Annotated in this window: 8 protein-coding genes and 1 tRNA gene; 4 read left to right on the top strand and 5 right to left on the bottom strand. The window is 69.7% G+C overall.

The window, feature by feature from the left end; translation table 11 throughout:
* The 3 genes from ACXAHD_RS25440 to ACXAHD_RS25430 all read left to right on the top strand — a co-directional run.
* Positions 1-229, top strand: a 229-nt coding sequence (locus ACXAHD_RS25440; RefSeq protein ID WP_475053700.1) for a hypothetical protein, incomplete at its 5' end; no start/stop codon positions are given.
* Positions 229-960, top strand: coding sequence for a hypothetical protein (locus ACXAHD_RS25435; protein ID WP_475053698.1), 732 nt, complete (start codon positions 229-231; stop codon positions 958-960). The genes ACXAHD_RS25440 and ACXAHD_RS25435, both read left to right, overlap by 1 nt.
* 62 nt (positions 961-1,022) lie before the next feature.
* Complete coding sequence (locus ACXAHD_RS25430; protein WP_281552057.1) at positions 1,023-1,856, top strand: PSP1 domain-containing protein; 834 nt, start codon at positions 1,023-1,025, stop codon at positions 1,854-1,856.
* A gap of 27 nt (positions 1,857-1,883) precedes the next feature.
* Here the strand turns inward: ACXAHD_RS25430 and ACXAHD_RS25425 are convergent, their stop codons facing one another.
* The gene (locus ACXAHD_RS25425; protein ID WP_281552056.1) at positions 1,884-3,680 is read right to left on the bottom strand and encodes a metallophosphoesterase; all 1,797 of its coding nucleotides are present in this window, start codon (positions 3,678-3,680) and stop codon (positions 1,884-1,886) included.
* A 122-nt stretch (positions 3,681-3,802) separates the two neighbouring features.
* On the opposite strand from ACXAHD_RS25425, the gene ACXAHD_RS25420 reads away from it, so the two are divergent.
* Positions 3,803-3,878: transfer RNA gene (locus ACXAHD_RS25420), tRNA-Thr, on the top strand.
* A 133-nt stretch (positions 3,879-4,011) separates the two neighbouring features.
* Here the strand turns inward: ACXAHD_RS25420 and ACXAHD_RS25415 are convergent.
* The 4 genes from ACXAHD_RS25415 to ACXAHD_RS25400 are packed head-to-tail and all read right to left on the bottom strand — an operon-like array spanning position 4,012 to position 17,321.
* Complete coding sequence (locus ACXAHD_RS25415) at positions 4,012-5,067, bottom strand: MDR family NADP-dependent oxidoreductase (RefSeq protein ID WP_289211486.1); 1,056 nt, start codon at positions 5,065-5,067, stop codon at positions 4,012-4,014.
* 1 nt (position 5,068) lies between these two features.
* The gene (locus ACXAHD_RS25410) at positions 5,069-6,799 is read right to left on the bottom strand and encodes a phytoene desaturase family protein (RefSeq protein ID WP_289211485.1); all 1,731 of its coding nucleotides are present in this window, start codon (positions 6,797-6,799) and stop codon (positions 5,069-5,071) included.
* A gap of 20 nt (positions 6,800-6,819) precedes the next feature.
* Positions 6,820-16,395 carry a non-ribosomal peptide synthetase/type I polyketide synthase gene (locus ACXAHD_RS25405; protein WP_289211484.1) on the bottom strand — a complete coding sequence of 3,192 codons (9,576 nt, stop codon included), beginning with the start codon at positions 16,393-16,395 and terminating at the stop codon, positions 6,820-6,822.
* A 53-nt stretch (positions 16,396-16,448) separates the two neighbouring features.
* Entirely contained in the window at positions 16,449-17,321 is an 873-nt protein-coding gene (locus ACXAHD_RS25400) for a sterol desaturase family protein (RefSeq protein WP_475053692.1), read from the bottom strand.
* Positions 17,322-18,018 lie beyond the last annotated feature (697 nt).

Genomic DNA, 18,018 nt, shown 5'->3' with positions numbered 1-18,018 from the left:
GGCCGGCACCGCCGACGGCGGGCCGCAGGCGGCGTCGGCCGGCCGGTTGGGCTCGCTCACCGCCGCGCTGGGCCGGCAGTGGCGGGACGCGGTGGCGCAGCGGGCGGCTGAAGCGGACGACGCCGGCCGGCGGCTCGCTGACACCGCAGCCGGGTTGCGGTCCGTGGTCGGCGCGTACCGGGACGTTGACGTGACGTCCCGCCGTCGGCAGCCGACGGAGGGCACCTGATGGACGTGCTGGACCGGGTCGCCGGGCCGGCCCGGGAGCTGCTGGCCAGGGTGGACGCGCTGCTCGTCGGCAACGGCGCGCCGCCGGGGCATCCGGTCTGGCCGCTGCTGCGCCAGGTACGGGCGTTGCCCGGTGACGCGGTGGCCGCGTTCGTCGCGGTGCGCCCGGAGCCGCTGGCCGCCGCCGGCGCCGCGCTCCGCCCGCAACTGGACGGGTACGCCGAAGCGGTCGACGTGCTGGCCGGCCGGCTCGACTGGTCCGGACCGGCGGCCCAGGCGTACGACGCGGCACGCCGTACCCTCGCCACCCGGCTGACCGGCGGTGGTGATGGCGGTGGCGCTGCCGACCCGGACAGCCTGGCCGGGCGGTTGACGGCCACCGCCGGGTACGCCGAGGCGGTCGCCGGCTGGGCGGCGCTGAGCCGGACCGGGCTGGCCGCAGTGCTGGCCGAGGCGCTGGGCTCGGCCGAGGCGGTCACCGTACGGACCGCCGCCGACGCCGGTCCAGGGTGGTCCGCGGTTGGGCAGGTCGGACCATCAGGGTCGGTGGCGGCCGACGCCGCCGCGACGATCGCGGCGGCGGTGCTGACCGCGATCCTGGAGATCACCGAGCGGGGCGAGGACCTGCTGGAGCGGTGGCGGCCCCGGTTAACGCCGGCCGGCGGGTCCCGGCCTGCCGATGTCGCCGGCCCGGGTGCCAGATCAGACGGGACGATCCGGCTGCGCTACTGACCCGGAACAGGCAACGGCGCCGCTGCCTTCACGATGCCGGAAGGTCGACGTAGGGTAGGGCCATGGGGATGCTCTGCGCGGTCAGCTTCAACCGGTACGGGCGCCTCTTCTACCTCGACCCCGGTGATCTGCGGCCGGCGGTCGGCGACAAGGTGCTGGTGCCCACCGACGACGGCGCCGAGGTCGCCGAGTGCGTCTGGGCCCCGCAGTGGGTCGACGATCCCACCGACGGCTTTCCCCGGCTGGCCGGCCTGGCCACCGAGCAGGACCTGCACCGCGACGAGGTGCAACGCAAACGCAAGGCGGAGGCGAAGGTCGCGGCGAAGCGGCTGATCCGCGAGCACGGGCTGCCGATGAAGGTGGTCGCCGTCGACCACGTGCTGGAGCCGGGGTCGCTGAACAGCGCCCGGGCCACCATCTACTTCACCGCACCGCACCGGGTCGACTTCCGGTCGCTGGTGCGTGACCTCGGTGCGACCCTGCACTGCCGGGTGGAGCTGCGGCAGCTGTCGGCCCGCGACTCGGCCCGGGTGCAGGGCGGGATCGGCTCCTGCGGCCGGGACCTGTGCTGCGCCACCTTCCTCACCGATTTCGAGCCGGTGACCATCCGGATGGCCAAGGACCAGGATCTGCCGCTCAACCCGCTGCGCATCTCCGGCGCCTGCGGCCGGCTGATGTGCTGCCTCAAGTACGAACATCCGCTGTACGCGGACAGCAGCAGTTACCCCACCTCGGGCCAGCGCGTCGAGACCCCGGACGGGCCGGCCAAGGTGGTGTCGCGGCATCCGCCGAGCGAGTCGGTCACCGTACGGCAGATTGCCGACGGGGCGGTGAAACGGTGCGCCCTGGCCGACGTCTGCGGTCCGCGCCGCGCCCACGACCAGGCGTACGGCTGACCTCGCGGCGCACCGGACGTCGTCGGTTCAGCGGATGGTGATCGGTTCCTCGGCCAGTCGGGTGGCCAGCGGCTGCTCCGGCACGATCCACGGGGCGTGCGCGGGGGCCTGCGGGTCGGCCCGCCAGCGCCGACACACCCGGTCGACGGCCACCGGGTAGAGGGTCAGCGACCCGTCGGCGGCGATCCGCATCCGGATGAAGCACTTCGAGTCCTCGATGCCCTGCCCGGCGAACAGCTCGTTGAGGTTGACGTCGAACGCACCGGCCAGCACCAGGTAGCCGGCGGTCAACTGGCTGGCGACCAGCCCGGCGACCGGGCCGTAGACGACTGCGGCGGCGACCACCGGCAATGGCCAGGGCCAGTCGACGAACGGTAGCTCCAGCCAGATCAGCGCACCGACCCAGGCCAGCGCGATGTGCGCGACACCGTGCCCGAGCCCGAGCAGCCAGTGCCGGGAATGTCGGGCGCCGCTGGCGCTCGGCGGCTTGGCGAAGAGCACCGACGCGGCGAGGGTCAGCACCACCATCGCGACCAGCGGGATGCTGAACAGCCGCTGGTTGTCGGGGTCGGCCCAGGAGACGATGACCCCGGCGACGGCCAGCATCAGCAGCGTCTGCAGGGTGCCCAGCAGGGTGGCGAAGCCCGGGTTGCGGCGCGGCAGCCGGTGGAAGATCCCCCAGCTGTAGCGGCGGGACCGGGCCGCGTCCGGGTAGCGGCCGGCCAGCTCGTAGTCGCGTTGCGGGCTGGCGTTGCGGGCAAGGGTGTCGACCGGCGGTACGGTGATCCGCTCGGGCAGCTTGTGTGTCGCCGACAGGTAGGCGCCGCCGCCCCCGCAGGTGATCAGCTGCCGGTCCGGGTTGGCGTAGCGGGCGTAGTGGTGCTGGTCGCCGGAGATCGTCAGCGGCACCCGGGCACCGGTCGGCTCGATCACCGTACGCAGGAAGTAGTCGACCGCGTCGTAGGCCTGCGGGTCGCCGACCGCCTTGACCCAGGTCGGTTCCGGCACGGCCAGGATCACCCGGTCACCCGGCTTGAGCTGCTCGGCCGCCTTCTCGAAGTAGATCAGCTGCGGGTCGTCCAGGTACGCGCCGAACTGCTCGTCGATGGCGAACAGCCACCAGTCGTTCGGCAGCCGGGTGGCGAAGTACGACCGTTTCTGCTCGGTCCGCCAGCCGCCGATGGTGGCGTCGCGCCGACGGGCGAACAGCCGCAGGAACGCGGTGAGCCCGTCGTACCAGTCGTGGTTGCCGGGGATGGCGTACAGCGTGGGTCGCGGCTGCCCGACCGGCGGCTTCGGGAAGGCCGCCTGGTACGGCCCCTTGCTCCGGTCCTCGTACGCCTCGCCGCTGGCCGCCGGGTAGACCTGGTCGCCGCCCATCACCAGCAGGTCGCCGCGGCGCAGCCGGCCGGCGCCGTCGACGTCCAGCTCCGGCTGCGCCAGCAGGTACGCCAGCGAGTAGGTCGCCGGGAAGCCGTCACCGAGGTCGGCCACGTAGTCGATCCACAGCTCCCCGTCGACGGCGTCGTGGTGGTGCACGTCGCCGGGGAGCGCGCCCTGCAGTTCCCGCTTGTCGAGGTAGGCGCCGAACAGCGTCGCCAGCAGGGTGCGCAGGCCGGTGCTGAGCAGCAGCATCGGGGCCAGCCAGGGCACCGGGGGCCGGGGGGTGAAGCCGAGCTCCCTCGGGTCCAGCGACCGGGGCCGGTGATGCTCGGCGGCGGGTGGGGCCGGATCGACCGGCCCGGGGCCGGCTGGCCCGGGGCCGGCTGGGCCGGGGCCGGCCGGGTCGGCGGCTGGGGCAGGCGTGCTCGGTTCGTCCGTCACACGTCCGGAGCCTACTGTCGGTCATCGACGCCTGTCACCCGTGGTCGGCCCAGGCCGTCCCGTCGGTGCCTCTCGGCCGCCCGGCGTGATCGCCGCCCGGTGCCGTACACTGGTTGATCGTTGCCGCCTTAGCTCAGTCGGCAGAGCGACGCACTCGTAATGCGTAGGTCGACGGTTCGATTCCGTCAGGCGGCTCCAGGAGAGGCCCTGACCGGCAAGTTCGCTGGTCAGGGCCTCGTTTTCATCGATGGAATTTTGAATCGCCCCCCCCGGAAACCCCACGAACGCCTACCGGCGATCAGGTTGAGGGCACCTGGCGGCTCCCTGCAAGCTACACGGCGACCAGGACCTTGCCCCGGTTACCGCCCCGGTTGTGGTAGAGGCTGTGGTACGCGTTCGGAATCTCGTCGAATCCGTGGTGGACGGTCTGCTGGTAGGTCAGTTCCCCGCGACGGACCATGCCGCCGAGTTCGTCGCGCATCTTCGACAGGTTCTCCTCGGTGAACCACTCGTGCGCGAAGATGCCCCGGATGGTCGCACGGGGGTACATGATCATCGGCAGGAGACGTAGCCCGGTCTGTTCGCGGCCCACCTGGGTGGCCCACTGCCAGCAGACCGCGACCCGGCTGTGCACGTTCAGCATCGTGAAGACCATGTCGGTGACCGTGCCACCGAGATTGTCGAAGTATCTGTCGACGCCGTCCGGGGCGGCTTTGACCAGCGCCTCCCGTACCCGGCCCGGCTCGTCACCGTGTCGGTACTCGACGACGGCGTCGAAGCCGAGTTCGGTGAGGAACGGGACCTTCTCCGCGGACGCGGTAGTCCCCACCAGCCGCGCACCGGCCCGCTTGGCGAGCTGCCCGACCAGCGTCCCGATGGCCCCCGAGGCACCGCTGATCACCAGCGTGTCACCAGGGCGCACCGTCAGGAAATGCGTCAGCGTGCCCCACGCGGTGATGCCCGGCCCTCCCATGATTCCCAGCGCCGTCGTCACCGGCAGCACGTCGTCGTAGTGCTGCGGATTCAGCTTGCGGTAGGCGGGAAAGACCATCGGGAACGTCTCCCCCTGCCACAGCACCTCGCCGCCGGTGCCGACGACGTGGCTACGCCAACCGCCATAGCCCTGGACCAGGTCTCCCACCTGGAAGCGGGCGTCCGGTCCGGCCTCGACCACCTCCATGATCGAGTCGGCGATCATGTGCTGCCCGACCGGCGTTTCCAGGGCGAGCCCGTGCAGGTACGGATCGACCGAGACGTACCGCGTCTGAAACAGCATCTCGTCGTCACCGAGCGCTACCGGTGCCTCCTCGGTCACCTTCTCGTAGATCCGGTCGGTGTCGGGGACGCCGTCGACGTGCTCGCGTACGACCCACTTTGCGATCTTCAAGTCAGGCTCCTTGCCGGGTGAGAACGGACGGGTGTCCCTCGGCCGGGGAGGCCAGCGAGGGTGTGGCCGGCACGGGCACCGTCACCTGCGTGGGCGGCGGCGCCGTGTCGTCGATGTCGGCGGTGAAGGGCCGACCGTCGTCGCGGCAGATGAACTGCACGACATGACGGCCGCTGGCAGCGGCCCGGATGAGCCCGCCGATCGTGGTCCAGACCCCGGCCAGGTAGAAATTGGCCAGCCCGGGGAGCACCGGGCCGTGCTTTTCCAGCTCCTTTTCCATCGTTTCGCCGCCGTCGACGAACGGTTGCCAGCCGGCGATCGAGCCGTCATGGTTGGCGGTGTAGCGGATCTGCGTCAGCGGTGTCGCGATGTCGTGCGCCACGACCGTGTCTGCGAGCCCGGGGTAACGCTGGTCCAGCAGGCCGAGCAGGGCGGTGCGCACCTGTCGCTTCGCGGCGTAGTAGGTGCGGCCACGGCGCACCCGCAGGGTGTGCAGCAGTTCGCCCTTGCGGACCCGGCTCGCCTGCTCCGGTCCCGCCACCAGCTGCCGCCAGGCGCCGGTGTCGGAGAAGAAGGTGACGAACACGACCGAGGTCTCCGCCGGGGAGAGCTCGGGATAGTGCCGGCTGCGGAACTGTACGTTGACGCTGGGGTGCTCGCCGATGCCGACCAGGTCCGTCGCCTCCTCGGGCGACAGCAGGTGAGTGGTGCACGGGTCTGCGTCCGGATACGGCCGGTCGAGGCCGAAGAACGCGCTGACGTACCCGGGGTAGATCTGGCCTGGCTCGTCGATGGTCTCGGTGTACAGGCGACGGTAGGTCTCGTTGAGGTAGCGGCCGTTCAGCAGCTTGGTGACCGTCGTGTGCCCGTCGCAGGTGGCGACGACGATGTCGGCGCGGTGCTCACGTCCGTCGCTGAGTCGGACCCCGACCGCCCGGTCGTTCTCGACCAGCACCTCGTCGACCTTCGCGTTGTACGTGATCTTGCCGCCGAGCCGCAGGTAGCGCTGCTCGATCGAGCGGGCCAGCCCGAGCGAACCCCCCTCCGGCACGCCGGCGGTGCGCCCGGCGTGCGCCGCGAGTTGAAAGTAGAAGGGCAGCACCGGAAAGCTCGCATGTCGCTCGTACAGGATGAAGTTGAACGCCTCCCGCAGCAGCGGATCTTTGAATTTGGCGGAGTAGTCGGTCATCAGCGTGGTGATCGACCTGCGGATGGTGTTGAAGTGCGGCAGGAAGGCGGCGAGCATCCGCCACCGTTCCCACGGCCGCATCAGGCCGACCGGCTTGAGGAACGGATAGGCGTTGAGCAGCTTCTTGAAGGTGCGTATCCCGGCGCAGAAGTCGCGGATGAGCCGCGCGTCGGCGGGCGAGTGCCACAGCAGGTGCTCCTGCAACCGGTCAGGGTCGGAGTAGAAGTAGACGGTCCGCCCGTCCCGGCCACGGACGATGTTGAACGTCTCGAAGTCGCGCATCTCCTTGCCCTGCAGCGCGCCGAGTTCGAGCCAGATCTGGTGCATGTCGTTGCCGGGCCCGCTGCCGAGCAGCCAGCTCACGCACCAGTCGAAGGTGAACTCACCCTGGTCCCAGGCGGTGCAGCAGCCGCCCGGCAACTCGTGCATCTCGAACGTGTGGGTGCGGTAGCCGTTCATCTGCGCGTAGCAGCCGGTGGCGAGACCACCTAGGCCACCACCGATGATGATCATCGTTTCCCGGGCGGGTTTCGACTCTGGCATGGTCGGTGCCTCCTCGATGGTCAGTCCACTGGGGCGAGCGACGGGTCGGGGTTCATGGCGGGCGCGGGACGTTCTCCGGCGGCGGAATCGGTGCCGGAACCGGTGCCGGAACCGGTGCCGGGTTCGGCACCGGAGCCCGCCAGGACGTCACGGACCAGGCCGGCGTTGCGGGAGGCGTATTCCTGGTCGAACATCTCGGCGTGGGTGCCGAACCCGGCGAGCAGGCCGTCGTGGCTGCGTGACGCGCCAGCCCAGCTGCCGCGCGTACCTGCCGCGTAGAACTCCATCCGGTCCTGGTCGCTGATCACCGTCACCGGTGCCGCGACGGACCCCAGGTTCGGGGTACGGGCGCAGAACTCGATGTATTCGCGGGCCTGTTCCCGGGTCTCCTGGGCGACGATCTCCGAACCGGTGTGCCGGCGCAGGTGCTCGGCGAGTTCCCGCTCGAACGCCGCGAACTGTTCCGGGCCGAACTCGAACTCCGCGCCGATGCGGTACGAGTCGACGATGACCACGTGTCGCACCGTCCGACCCCGGCGTTCGAGCTCCTTCGCCACCTCGAAGGCGAGGTTGCCGCCGAGCGAATAACCGAGCAGCCGGCAGCCGCCGTCCGGCTGTAGCTCGTCGACCAGGTCCGCATACCGGACGACCTTGTCGTCGCCGGGAATGTGGTTGAACCCCACGGTGTGGTACTCGGGCAGATGCATGACGAACTGCCGGTAGATCAGCCCGTGCCCGCCGGCAGGTGGGAAGCAGAACAGCGCGGGACGGTCCGCCGGGTTGAACGTCAGATACGGCTGCCCGCCGCTGAGCCGCCCGGTGACGATGTGCTCCACCGTTGTCGCCATGCCGTGCAGGGTGGTGATCTGGAAGAGGCGGCTGACCGGGATCTCTATGTTGAACTCGGTCTGCAGGCTGTAGATCAGCTCGACGAGCTTGATCGAGCTTCCCCCCACCTCGAAGAAGTCCTGCCGCAGTCCGATCTCGTCGATGTTGAGCAGCGCCCGCCAGTGCTCGGCCATCCGGGTCTCGTACAGCGTCACCGGCGGGTGGTACCGCCCCTGTTCGGGATCCGGACCGGGCGGTGGGAGCGCCGCCACGTCGACCTTGCCGTTGGGGGTCAGCGGCAGCGCCGACAGCTGGCCGAGGTGCGCCGGGATCATGAACGTGGGCAGCTGGCCGGCGAGGTGGCTGCGCAGTTCCCGCCGGTCGAGCACCGCACCGTCGGCCGGCACGTAGTACGCGCAGAGGACGGCTTCGCCGCTGGCGTCCGGGCGGACCACGACCACCGCCTCCGCCACGGCGGGCAACGCCTTCAGCAGGGACTCGACCTCACCGGTCTCGACTCGATGACCGCGTACCTTGACCTGTGTGTCCGCCCGGCCCAACAGGTGCAGGACGCCGTCGGCCGCCCAGCGGGCGAGGTCTCCGGTGCGGTAGAGCCGCACCGGCAGGGCACCCGGCAGACGGCTCAACGTCCGGGTGACGAAGCGCTGCGCGGTCTGCTCGGCGTCGCCGACATAGCCGGTCGCCACGCCGTGGCCACCGACCCACAACTCGCCGGGTACGCCGGGCGGCACCAGCCCGCCCTGCTCGTCGAGCAGGTAGACGGCGCTGTTCGGGAACGGCCGTCCGATCGGCACGACGTGGCCGGGATCGAGGGTGTCCAGCGGGCCCTCGAAATAGGTGCTGTCGATGGTTGCTTCGCTCAGGCCGTACGAGTTGACCACCCGGGTGTGCGGGCCGCCGAGCGCGCGCAGCCGCTGGTACTCCTCGACGGTCCAGATGTCGGAGCCGACGATCAGCAGGCGCATGAACTCCAGCCGGCGTCCCTCACGTTCACAGTAGGTGAGCAGCCCGCGGGCGACGGCGGGGACGAACTCGCCGCAGTCGACGCGTTCGCTGACCATCGTGCGGTACAGCCGGTCGGTGTTGAACAACAGATCGCGGTCGACCAGGACCAGGGTGCCGCCGGAGCAGAGCGCGCGGACGAGATCGCCGGCGAACACGTCGAACGCGAAACTGGCCATCTGCAGGTGCACCCGCACCTCGTCGAGGTGGTACTCCTGTCGCCAACCGCCGTACACCGCAGCCAGATTGCGGTGGGTGACCTGGACGGCCTTCGGTAGACCGGTCGAACCGGAGGTGTATATGACGTAGGCCGGTTCGTCCAGGCCGACGTGCACGTCGAGGGCGGCGTCGGGCTCGTCCCCGGCCGCCTGCAGCAGCGAGTGCAGGTCCAGCACCCGGCCGGAAACCCCGAGCATGCCGTTGATGCCGGCGCGGGCCGCGCCGTCGGCGAGCACCAGGGTGGCCCCGGCGTTGCGCAGCATGTACGCCAGCCGTTCAGCCGGGTAGCCGGCGTCGAGCGGCAGATAGGCACCGCCGGCCCGGAGCACCGCGAGCACCGCGGTGATCAGCTCGGGAGACTTGTCCAGGCAGAGGGCGACCACCGCGCCGTCCCGTACGCCGAGACGGCGCAGCTGGTGCGCGAGTTGCCGCGACCGCCGTTCCAGGGTGGCGTAGTCCAGCCGGCGGGTGTCGGCGGATCCGCCCGCCGCGCCGCTGGGACCTGCCGGCGCCACGACGGCGACGGCGTCCGGCCGCTGCGCGGCGACCCTGGCCATCAGCTCGTGGACCGGGACGTCGTGCGCGACCTGCTGCCGTGCGCCACTCCAGTCGTCGAGGAGACGTTCGCGTTCGTCCGCGCCGAGCAGTTCCAGCTGGCGGACCGGCTGCTCGGGCGCCGACCGGCTCATCGTGTCGAGCAGCTGGACGTAGTGCCGTGCGATCCGCCGTACGGTCTCGGGCAGGAAAAGGTCGGTGTTGTACTTGAGCACGCAGTGGAACTGGTGGTCGGCCTCGTCCTCGTAGACCGACAGGGTCAGGTCGAACTGTCCTTCCTCCTCCGGAAGTTCGATGTATTCCAGCCGGTAGCCGTACTTCTCCGTCGCCACCTTGTGGGTGAGCAGGATGAACATCGTCTGGAAGACCGCCGACCGGCTGGGATCGTGTTGCAGGCCCAGCTGTTCCACCAACAGCACGAACGGGTAGTCCTGGTTGTCCAGCCCGTTGAGCACCGTCGTGCGTACCTGGTTCAGCAGGTCGGCGATCGACGGATCGCCGGACAGGTCAGCGTGTAGCGGCAGCGGGTTGACGAAGTATCCGTAGGTCGAGGCGAACTCCTCCTCGGTACGCCCGGTCACCGGGCTGCCCACGATGACGTCGTCCTGCCCGGAGTAGCGGTGCAGCAGAACAAAGTAGGCGCACAGCAGCACCATGAACACGGTCGCGTTGTGGTCGCGGGCCGTCGCGTGCACCCGTGCGGTGAGGTCCGGATCCAGCGTGAAGAACTCCGAAGCTCCGTTGTTGGTCTGCACCGCCGGACGTGGCCTGTCGGTCGGCAGGTTCAGGATCGGCACCTCGGCGGGTAGGTGCGAACGCCAGTAATCCAGCGATCTGCGCGCCTGCGGGCTGCCGAGAAACCTGTTCTGCCAGTTGAGGAAGTCCAGGTAGCGGGCGGACGCCGGCGGTAGCTGCGCGGGTTCGCCCCGGCGCAGCCCTTCGTAGACGGCGAGTAGTTCTTCGATGAAGGTGAAGGTGGAGATGGCGTCCGAGATGATGTGGTGGACGGCCTTCATGATGACCCATCGCTGTGGGCTGAGCCGGAAGAGCCGGAAGCGCACCAGCGGGTCGCGTTCGAGGTCGTACGGGCGGCGGTACTCCTGGATGATCATCTGGTAGACGTCGGTCCACGCCTGGTCGCGCACGTCGAACAGGGCGACATCCGCCCTGACCTGCGGGTGGATCCGTTGCATCGGCTGGCGGTGGCCGGCCCGCCGGCCCAGGTCCGACCGGCCCTGTTCGAGCAGGAAGTTCGCCCGCAGGCTGGGATGGCGCGCGATGAGGGCTCGAACGGCCTCGAACATCAGCTCCGGGTCCAGTTCGACCCGCACTTCGACCGCACCGCCGATGTTGTAGGCGTAGCCGTCGGGGTTGAGCTGCTTGAGGAACCACAGTGCCTTCTGGTTCTGGGTCAACGGATAGCACTGCTCGTCGGTGTACACCTCGACGTCGGCACCGCCGGTGGCGGTGTCCGAGGCGAGCAGGTCGACGAGCCCCTCGTGCGCCTGCTCGACAAGGTCGGCGACCGGTGCGCCGCTGAGCAGCGCCACCACCGGCAGGGCGACGTGGATCTCGGCCGCGATACGGGCGCGCAGCTCCATGGCGAGTAGCGAGTCCAGTCCCAGCGCGGCCACGCTGGACGCCGGGTCCACCCGTTCCGGGGGAATCCTGAGCACGGCCGCCACCACCGCGATGAACCGCTCGCCGAGCAGCTGGCGCCGCTGGTCACCGTCCGCGTCGCGGAACACGTCCAGGAAGCTGTCGCCGCCCGCGTCCGGCGGCTGCGCCGCCGTCGCCGCGAGGTCGGCCACCAGCGGCGGTTCGGAGGTGTACCAGGAAAGGAAGGTCGGCCAGTCCACGATGGTGGCCACCAGCAGCTGCGCCCGGTCCTGCCCGATCACCCGTTCGAGCACCGCCATGCCGGCAGCCGGCGACAGCGAGCTCATGCCGCGGCTGTGCCGGTAGTGGTGGACCAGGCCGAGTTCCTCGATCATTCCGGTGGCCCACGGCCCCCAGTCCAGGCTCAGCGCCGGCAGCCCGGTGGCGCGACGATGCTGCGCCAGCGCGTCCAGGAAGGCGTTGCCGGCCGCGTAGTTGCTCTGCCCGGCGGTGGTGAGCAGCGAGGCGATCGAGGCGAACAGCACGAAGTGCTCCAGCGGTTCGTCGTTCAGGTGACGGTGCAGCAGGTAGGCGCCGAGCACCTTCGGCGCGTACGCGGTGTCGAACGCCGCCCGGTCCATCTCGGGGAGCAGCGTGTCGCGGACCTGGCCGGCGAGGTGGAACACGCCGCGGATCGGCGGTGCCTGACTGGCGCGGTGACCGGCCAGCCAGCCGGCCAGCGCGGCTTCGTCGGTGACGTCGAGCCGGGCCAGGATCGGTTGGCAGCCGAGCGTCTCCAGCTCCATCAGGAAGCCGATCCGGTCGCGGACCGCGCCGTCCCAGCCAGGCTCGCCCCACCGCTGCCGGGGCGGAACCGGGCTGCGCCCGACGAGGATGAGCCGGCGGGCACCCCGGCGTACGAGGGTGCGGCACAGTAGCCGGCCCAGTGCGCCGAACGCCCCGGTCACCAGGTAGGCGCCGTCGGCGCGTAGGCGCAGCGGCAGCGGGCGGGTCAGCTCGTCGGCCGGCCGTAGCCGGCTGGTGTACCGGCGGTCGCCGCGCAGGGCGATCTCGTCCTCGTCGTCGACGGCCAGCTCCCGTAGCAGGGCCGCCGCCTCCGCCCGCCGGGCGGCCCGGTCCCGGCCGCCGGCCGGGTCGAGGTCGATCAGCTTGCCCGGGTGGTTGAGCAACTCCTGGTGGCGTAGCACCCGGCAGACGCCCCAGGCGGGCGCGCCCATCGGCGCCACCGGATCCGCTGCCTGCACCGCCTGGGTGCCTCTGGCGACGACGTGCAGCCGACCGTCGGTTCCCTGGGCGAGCAGGGCCTGGGCGAGCGCGACCAGGGAATAGACGCCGAGACTGGTGTGCTCGGCGAAGTCGTCGATGGCGGTGCGGTCAAGCGGCGGCAGGTCCAGGCCCCACAGGTGCACCACGTTGTGGAACGGTCCGACGTTGGCCGCGCGCAGATCGGTGAGGAGGCGGTGCAGTTCGTCGGTGCGGCCCGGTCGCACCGTCGAGCCCGCACCGTCGCGGCCGAGATGGTAGCCAGGTCCGGGCCGTACCAGGTGGCAGTGACCGCCGCGGCCCGCGACCAGATCGGCCAGCTCCTCGGCCAGGCCGTCGCGATCGGCGAAGACCAGCCACCGGTCACCGGCCCGATCGGCAACCGAGGGTTGCGCCTCAGGGTCGGTCAGGGGCTCCCGCTGGACCCACTGGAGTTCGGCGAGCCAGCTGTCGATCGTGCCGACACCGACAGCGGCGGTGGTCCCTTCCACGTCTGAGGCGCGGAAGCCCTCGATGCGGCCTACCGGGGTGCCGTCGTCGGCGTAGACCGCGATGTCGCCGAACAATCCGTCGGCGTCGCGCCGCACGATCGTCGCGTGCGCCCACAGCGCCTGATCGCCGACCTGGTCGAGGCGTACCTCCGCGATCGACAACGGCAGCCGGATGCCGGTGTGTTCCTCGTCCGGGCCTGCGGCGTCGAGCAGCTGCGGGGTCAGCAGGGTCTGGAAGCAGGCGTCGAGCAGCACCGGGTGGACGTGGTAGCCGCCGGCGGAGCCGTCGAGTACGGCCGGCAGCCGGATCCGGGCCAGTGCCTCGTCCGGGCCGATCCACACCTGTTCGATGCCCTGGAAGGCCGGGCCGTAGTGGTAGCCGAGGGCGGCGAGGTCCGCGTAGCACCGCACGCCGTCGAGGTGGTGCGCCAGGCGCTGCCGTACCGCATCGGCGGCCAACCGGGGAACGCGCCGGCCGGGTTGGCCGGCGAGCAGGATCCCGCTGGCGTGCACAAGGTGGTCGGCGGTGTCGCCGGTGATCGAAGCCACGGTGAATTCGCCGGATTCGGCGGTCACCGACAGCTGTACGGTCCGGGACTCACCGGCGGACAGGAACAGGGCCTTGCGCAGTTCGATGCCGGCCAGGGTCGCCGTGCCGCCGTCGGTGAGCGCGTTGACCGCCTGCGCCACCATTTCGAGGTAGCCGGCGGCCGGGAACACGGCGTTTCCCTGGATCCGGTGGTCGTCCAGGTACGGCATGTCCTCGGTGTCGAGCTTCACCTCCCAGGTGGGCTCGGCGTTGGACAACCGCCGGCCGAGCAGCGGGTGGTCCCGCTGTCCGAGCCGGACCTGCGCGACCGATCGCGGCTCCACCCAGTAGCGGTCGCGGCGGAACGGGTACCGGGGGAGCGGCACCGGCGCCCCGTCCGGGTGCAGGACGTCCCAGGCGATCTCCACACCGAGGTTGTGCAGGGCGGCGAGGGTCATGACCATGCGCTGCGGTTCGTCTTCCCCCCGCCGGATCGACGGCAGGGTACGGCCCGGCGCATCCCTGCTGGCGAGGCATTCCTGAATGGAGTGGCCGAGCACCGGATGCGGGCCGATCTCGAGAAAGAGGCGGTACCCGTCGTCGATGAGCCGATCTACCGCGCCACGGAACCGTACGCTGTCGCGGACGTTGCGCCACCAGTAGCCGGCGTCGAGTTCGGGGCCCTGCGCCACGCCGTCCTGTCCGGTGAGGTAGACGGGCACCCGGGCGGGGCGCGGGGCGAGGCCGTGCAGTGAGGCGAGCAGCTCGTCCTTGATCATGTCCATGGCTGCGCTGTGGTACGGCACGCGTACGGCGACGAGCTTGGCGAAGGTCTGTTCCGCGGTGAGGTCGGCGGCGAGGTCGGCGAGGGCGGTCTCGTCACCGGCGAGGGTCACCGCTGCAGGGCTGTTGACCGCGGCCACGGAGATCCGTTCGCCGTACGGTCGGATCCGGCGTTCGGCCTCGGCTTCGGTGAGCCCGACCGCGAGCATGGTGCCGGTCCCGACGAGCTTCTGCTGCAGTCGACTGCGGTGTACGACGATCCTGACCGCCTCTTCGAGGGAGTAGACGCCGGCCTCGTAGAAGGCCGCCACCTCACCGGTGCTGTGTCCGACGATCGCGTCGGGCCGTACGCCGTAGCTGCGCCACAGAGCTGACAGGCCGACCTGGACCGCGAAGTTGGCCGGCTGCGCGAGCCAGGTCTCGGCCATGCGCGAGTCGACCTCGTCTGCGTTCAGCTCGTTGATCAACGACCAGCCGGTGATCCGCCGGATCGCCCGGTCGCAGCGGTCGATCGCGTCCCGGTACACCGGCTCGTCGGCGTACAGTTGGCGACCCATCGCCCACCACTGCGGCCCCATCCCGGTGAACACCCACACCAACGCGCGCTCGTGCGTGTCACGCCGCTGGTCGACGAACACGTGCGGATGCGGATCGCCGCGCAGATAGGCGGCCAGTGCCGTGTCCAGCGAGGCCCGGTTCGTGTGCGCCGGAGCCTGATTCGAGTACACAATCGACAGACGGTGTTCGTGATGCTGGCGGCGGCGGGCCAGCGTGTAGCCGAGATCGGCCGGCGTGACGGCATCGTGTCCGTCGGCCCCGGCCAACTCCGTGCGGATGCCCTCGGCGAGAGCCGGCAGCACGTCGGGGTCGCGGGCGGTCAGGGGAAGGATCGTGTACGCCGGTGGGCCGGCTGAGGGCGTGACCGCGTCCGACCGTTGCGGTGGCTCCTCCAGCAGCACATGCGCATTGGTGCCGCCGAAGCCGAAGGAGTTGACCCCGGCGCGGGCCGGCCCCTGGTGCTGCGGCCACGGCGTGGGCGCGGTAGGGATCTCGAACGGCAGGGACGTCAGGTCGATCTCGGGGTTGACCTGATCGAAGTTGATCTGCGGGGCGATGGTGCGGTGCTTCACGGACATCGCGGTCTTGATCAGGCCGGCGACGCCGGCGGCGGCCTCGGTGTGCCCGATGTTCGTCTTCACCGACCCGATGTAGCAGGTTTCCCCGGGCCGGCGGCCGATCGCCAGCACCCGGCCCAGCGCCTTGGCCTCGATGGGGTCACCGACCGGGGTGGAGGTGCCGTGCGCCTCTACGTACTGCAGGCTGCCCGGGGCGATCCCGGCCTCGGCGCACACCCGCTGGATGAGGGTGGCCTGAGCGTCGGCGTTCGGCACGGTGATGCCATTGGTCCGGCCGTCCTGGTTGACGCCACTGCCGATGATCACCGCGTGGATCGGATCACCGTCCGCCAGCGCGTCCGACAGGCGTTTCAGCGCGACCGCCCCGACGCCCTCGGCACGGACGTACCCGTTGGCCGACGCGTCGAAGGGGCGCGAGCGGCCATCGGCGGACAGGAAGCCGCCCTTCGTCTCGGCGATGGTGTACTGCGGGGTCAGGTGCAGCAGTGTCCCGCCGGCGAGCGCAAGGTCGATCTCCCCGCGCAACAGGCTCTGCCGGGCCAGGTGTACGGCTACCAGGGAGGAACTACACGCGGTGTCGATCGACACGCTGGGGCCGCGGAAGTCGAAGCAGTACGAGATGCGGTTCGACACCATCGTCATCATGGTTCCGGTCGCCGTGTGCGCCGCCAGGGTCTCGAAGCTCAGGTCCGCGAACTGCAGGATCTTGTAGTCCAAGGTGAACGCGCCGATGAACACCCCGACGTCCCGTCCGGCCAGCTCCGTCGGCTTCTGTCCGCCGTCCTCCAGTGCATCCCAGCTGACCTCCAGCAGCTTGCGCTGCTGCGGATCCATGTGTTCGGCCTCCCGAGGGCTGATGCCGAAGAAGGCCGGGTCGAATTCGGCCACTCCGTCGATGTAGCCGCCCCGGCCACCGACCAACCGCCCCGGTTTGGTCCTGTCCTGGCTGGCGAGGGTGGCGACGTCGTAGCGGTCCGAGGGCGTTTCGGTAATGCAATCCTGACCGTTGACGACGTTCTGCCAGAACGTCCGGTAGTCCGAGGCGCCACCGGGCATACGGCAGCCGATGCCGATGATGGCGATCTTTTCCGATCCGCCGGCATTCGCCGGGTTCTTCTCTTGCGCCCCGGCCGCGCGGGAATACGTCATTGTCAAGTCCTTCTGAGTCGCGGTACGGACGAGCGGAGGTGCGCGCGCGGTTGTCAGCGGCGTGGTCCACTGGCACCGGCGCGGGCGCGCCACGGGTGCAACAGGCTGTCAACGACGTCGCCGGTCGGTGGGAACGATGTCGGATTGTGCAGCCCGATCGCTACCGGGCGGCGACCCGAACGCCATGTGAAGGTGCCGAAGAGCTGATCCCAGATCGACAGATCGGAGCCGAAATTTCCCGCCTCGGCGAGGTCCGTGCTGTGATGTAGACGGTGCTGCTCCGGACTGGTGAAGACATAGTTCAGCCAACCGATGCGTACGTCGATGTTGGCGTGGATGAAGTAGCCCTGCACGATGACGAACAGGCCGATGACGAAGACGGCCGGCTCGGGGAAACCGGCGAAGGCGAGCGTCAACTGCACCACACCCTGGGCGAGCACGATGTCGAAAATGTGGTTGACGCCGTTGTTGCCGACATTGACCTTGTCCGGCGCGTGGTGCACTCCGTGGAGTCGCCACAGCCAGGCGTTGGTGTGCCCGAGTCGGTGCATCACATAGCTGGCCAGCGAACCGAGCAGCAGCGCGAACGGCATCTCCACCCACAGCGGCAGCCACCCCTGGGGTGCGGCGACCGCCCCGACGACAGCCATGATCGGCAGCTGTGCCAGCCCGCCGCCGAGCAGGGTAAGCAGGAAGTAGATCCCGTACCAGCGCCACTCACGTAGGCTCGGGTGCCAGTTGGGCTCGTACGGGATCAGACGCTCAAACATTGCAAGATAGGCGAGCGCGATCACGCTGACCGCGATCATGGCGACGACCAGGATCGGATATGTCGCGATCCGTGCGGCGGCGCGAACCATGGCGATGGAGCAGGGCTCTGGTGCAGGCGGGGACAGGGCGCTGTCGTACTGGTGGTAGATGTTCACGTTCTCTCCATCGCAGGTCGTTCTGTCGATCACCGCCGAAGGGGCGGCCAATCGCGTTGAACACAGGGCGTGCGGTGGAGGCGCACTTTCCAACAGATGAAACAGCTAGCCTTGCGGGGTGCTCTGGCCTTTACCAAAAATGCGCCTTGATCAACGAAGAGCGCGATCCCTTGGCATGGGCCTGAATCTTGCTGCGGTCCATCGGGTGTCGATCATGCGTGAGCTTCTTTGTGAGAACCGGTTCACGTCTGGGTGGTGCCAGATCATCTTTTGCGCTGTGTTGCCGGTCCCCAGTCAGTAATCCAAATAGAAGTCATGATCGGTAGTTCTCTATCACCATCTGAATATCTCAAGCCGGCAACTCAAACAAGAACTGGTTCATTTTTGTCATGACATAAGGGTCTTTTTGATGGACCGGACCCTCTGTCTACTTAGCTGTTTAGTTCAGGGTGGAGTGCGGCATCGTCTCAACCTCTCGCAGGACCGTCGCTCACCGCGCGGCACCTGGTCGGTCTGCGGGGTACGGGTGAGATTGGCGGCGATGGGCGCAGCGATGCCCGCGGGTGTGGTCGGCCTGCGCTTGACATGGCGTCGACGCACCGGTTCCCTAGACGAGTTGTTCCGAAGTCCCGTCAGTGGTCGTAGGCGATCAGGGACCGGGTGACGGGTGCGCCGGTCTTGTTGTTGTGCCAGATCG

The organism is Micromonospora sp. ABR4_055, from assembly GCF_056160425.1.
This window is presented reverse-complemented; position numbering and strand designations above follow the sequence as displayed.